Origin of the sequence: Pontibacterium sp. (genome assembly GCF_041587635.1) — a bacterium.
In the GTDB taxonomy this organism is placed as follows: domain Bacteria; phylum Pseudomonadota; class Gammaproteobacteria; order Pseudomonadales; family Balneatricaceae; genus Pontibacterium.
Genome location: NZ_JBFGYC010000431.1, coordinates 1 through 3,535, shown reverse-complemented (window position 1 = coordinate 3,535; position 3,535 = coordinate 1). Strand labels below are relative to the sequence as shown.

The window sequence follows — 3,535 nt, the reverse complement described above, 5'->3', positions numbered from 1 at the left end:
TGATCACTTCGGAATACAGACCGTTCCAGCTCGGTGTGAGACAACATCATCTCCATCTCGCGGAATAACCCTTGCTGATCCAGCATCTGAAAATCACCGCCAAAACCTTCTTGTACTTTATCCATGCCATTGCGGAAGAAAAGCACGAGGGTAGCAAAGTAATCCGGTTGGGTTTCATTCACCAAACGCGCGGCAGCCAATGCATGCTGCTCGCTGTATTTTACCCCACCCATCCCATTGATAATCATCACGGAGGTCTTCATCCCGGCAGCTTTTGCCTTCAGCAGAGCATCACAGGTTGAGCGATAGGTTTCACCTTTTTGAATCTTCGCCAGCACCTCGTCATCACCACTTTCTGCACCGATATAAAGCAACCCCAAGCCCAATTCACGTAGCTCTTGTAGCTCTTCAACCGTCTTATTTTTAAGGTTGCGGGGTAAGCAGTAAGCAGAAACACGTGTGACCGCTGGCATCTCTACTCGAATGGCCTCCAGAATGGTCTTCAAGCGACGGAAGGACAATGCCATTGCATCACCGTCGGCCAGAAATATCCTGCGTACGCCTGCCAGCTCTTCACCACAACGTCGAATCTCTTCCAGCACCTGAGCCTCAGCTTTGGGCTTAAAACGCTTCTGCGGCTCGGTATACATCTCGCAAAAGGTGCAGTTATTCCAGCTGCAGCCATTCGTCACCTGAAGAATCAACGAATTACCTTCACTGGGTGGACGAAATAGCGGCTCAATATATTCAACGGGTGGATAGTAGTACATGCGAGAACCCTCTATTCCGGTGTAGACGAAACCTGAGTGCGACTAAACAACTGGTGGAAGTTTTCACGGGTTTGATCAGCAACCTGCTCCACCCTCACGCCCTTTAGGTCCGCCACACACTGCGCAACCTCAACCACATACTTCGGCTCATTCTTTTTGCCGCGGTACGGCACAGGCGCGAGGTAAGGCGCATCAGTTTCAATCAAGATTCGCTCTAGCGGTATCGCTTTTACAACTTCACGCAACTCAGCCGCATTTCGAAACGTAATAATGCCTGAAAATGAGATCATGTAATTCAGATCCAAGGCTGCTTTAGCCATCTCCAGACTTTCAGTGAAACAATGCAATACTCCACCCACGCTCACATCACCGCAATCTTTGATAATGCGCAAGGTGTCTTCACGTGCATCTCGGGTGTGGATGATGGTTGGCAGCTTAGTTTCTGATGATGCTTGCAGATGATTTCGGAAGCTTTGTTGCTGCACCTCAACGGTGTCCTGCTGATAGTAATAATCCAGGCCAGTTTCACCAATCGCAACGATGCGGGGTTGTTGTGCAGCCTCAACCAATGCCTCAGCAGAGACCGCTGCTCCTTCGGTATTCAGTGGATGAACACCCACCGATGCAAAAATATGATCGTATGGCTTAATCTGCTCATACATGGAGCGAAACTGCTCCATCTCTATTGAGACGCATAACATCTGCTGAACCTGACGAGCCGTCGCGGCATCCAGCATCGCATCAAAGTTACCGTCATAAGGAGAAAGGTCCAGCCTGTCGAGATGACAGTGGGAATCGATAAACATGAGTAAACTACGTATATTGTGAGATTAAAGTGCGTTAGTGCGACGCTCTGAATTCAACGCGCCAGCTAAATGGTTTTCAATGGTATTCACCAGAGTAGAGTCTTCCGCAGAAAGCTGAATACCAATACCCGGCTCGCGGCCACCCTGAGCCCCTTTTGGGGTTACCCAGATAACCTTTCCGGTGACGGGGATTTTGTCATTTTCACCCATCAACTCCAGCAGCATAAACACCTCTTCACCCAGGTGATAACTGCGCTGCGTAGGTACAAATAACCCACCATGTTTGATGTAAGGCATATACGCCTTATAGAGGTCATCCTTGGACTCAATGACCAGCGAAAGGATACCGTGACTGAGGCGCGGGACCACTGACATATCTATACTCCGTTATCTTGCGATGGCCGACCAGGCAAGCAGAACACGCTCTAACAGCATCTGCTTGTTGGCATTTTGTCTTAGTATAAGGCTTTTGCGCTCTTCCTGAACCAGTTCGGCTAGCTCAAACACTTTTACCGGATCACATTTGCGGGTGACTGCTAATAACATGTTATGCGCATCCGCCTGCTGCATCGCCTCACTCTGCGTTAGTTTCGCACGCGAGATATCAACCAGCATGCTGTAGAACCACCCCAGCAAAAGCTCCAGATCTGCTTTCTGCCAACTTTGCGCCACCTCAACAACGGTCCGCCGTTGCTTGAGCACATCGGCCAACCCTTTTACCAATTGACTGCGCAACTCAGCCTGATTTGACTCGCTATACGCCAGTGCAGACAGCGGCGCACCGTTGTTTATTCTGAGGATGCGAGTTGCTTCATCTGCGTCCAGCTCAAGCGTATCAGCAACAAATGCAGCAGCCACAGACTCATCCGGTAACGGACACTCAACACGCTGACAGCGGCTTTTGATCGTAGGCATCACCTGGCCTAAGCGGTCAGTCAGTAGCATTAGAACAGTGTCTCGCCCAGGCTCCTCTAACATTTTCAGCAGAGCATTTGCAGCCGCTATATTCATCGCATCCGCCGGATTGATCACGACAACCCGATAACCGCCCTGCTGCGCCGTACGACAGATAAAGTCCGTTAAGGCTCGAATCTGATCAACTTTTATTGGTTTTCCCGGTTCGTCAGGTTCCAGCATGTACAGATCGGGATGCCCATTCGCTTTATTCAATTCACAAGCCCGGCAGGTACCACAAGGCTGATCAGCGACCGGTGACTGGCATAGCAGGTAATGAGCAAATGCAGTGGCAAAGTTTGATTTGCCGATGCCTTGCACGCCATGCACGATCAATGCATGCGGCAGGCGTCGACGTTCGTGCAAACCACAAAGGTGTGTCCAGCATTCACCTAACCACGGAAAGACTTCCGCTTTAGCCATTATATGACTCCACAAAGCGGTTAACTGCCTGAGCAATCTGGCGCTGTACTGCGTCCAGTGATACAGATGCATCAATGACAGCAAAACGCAGAGGATCGTTGGCCGCACGCGCCAGATAAGCCGCACGCACCTTCTCAAAAAAGGCGACCTTCTCCTGCTCAAAACGATCCGGTGCACTACGCGCACTGGCCCGCTTCAGGCCGGTCTCGACATCAAGATCCAGCAACAGTGTCATATCGGGCTGAAGCCCTTTTTGCACCAACGTTTCCAGCATTAGTATCTGGTTTTCATCGACCCCGCGCCCGCCGCCCTGATAAGCAAATGTCGCATCAGTAAATCGATCACTGATCACCCAGGCGCCGCGCTCAAGTGCTGGCTTAATCACGTTCTCAAGATGCTGAGCGCGCGCTGCGAACATTAATAGCAACTCAGCATCTTCAGAAACACTTTCCTCTCGGGGCTGCAACAGCATATTTCGCAACTCTTCTGCCATCGGCGTTCCGCCCGGCTCGCGAGTCAATACGATTTCAATGTCTTTATCTTTTAGCAAAGAGCATAGAAATTCGATATTGGTGGATTTGC

Annotated in this window: 5 protein-coding genes; all 5 read right to left on the bottom strand. The window is 50.5% G+C overall.

All coding sequences use genetic code 11. The features are described 5' to 3' along the window. The coding region (locus ABYW01_RS16910) for a radical SAM protein (protein ID WP_372834964.1) at nucleotides 1–770 on the bottom strand (770 nt) is incomplete at its 3' end. A gap of 11 nt (nucleotides 771–781) precedes the next feature. Further along, entirely contained in the window at nucleotides 782–1,576 is a 795-nt protein-coding gene (locus ABYW01_RS16905) for a TatD family hydrolase (RefSeq protein ID WP_372834962.1), read from the bottom strand. Between the two features lie 24 nt (nucleotides 1,577–1,600). Continuing rightward, nucleotides 1,601–1,957 carry a PilZ domain-containing protein gene (locus tag ABYW01_RS16900; RefSeq protein WP_371871821.1) on the bottom strand — a complete coding sequence of 119 codons (357 nt, stop codon included), beginning with the start codon at nucleotides 1,955–1,957 and terminating at the stop codon, nucleotides 1,601–1,603. A 6-nt stretch (nucleotides 1,958–1,963) separates the two neighbouring features. Further along, a complete protein-coding gene (locus tag ABYW01_RS16895; protein ID WP_372834959.1) occupies nucleotides 1,964–2,953 on the bottom strand; it encodes a DNA polymerase III subunit delta' in 990 nt (329 codons plus the stop codon). Then, a partial coding sequence (tmk, locus tag ABYW01_RS16890; RefSeq protein WP_372834957.1) for a dTMP kinase occupies nucleotides 2,946–3,535 on the bottom strand: 590 nt, incomplete at its 5' end. The genes ABYW01_RS16895 and tmk, both read right to left, overlap by 8 nt.

Coding starts and splice junctions, on each gene's coding strand:
- ABYW01_RS16895 (WP_372834959.1), bottom strand. CDS start 2,953: ATGGCTAAAGCGGAAGTCTTTCCGTGGTTAGGTGAATGCTGGACACAC.
- ABYW01_RS16905 (WP_372834962.1), bottom strand. CDS start 1,576: ATGTTTATCGATTCCCACTGTCATCTCGACAGGCTGGACCTTTCTCCT.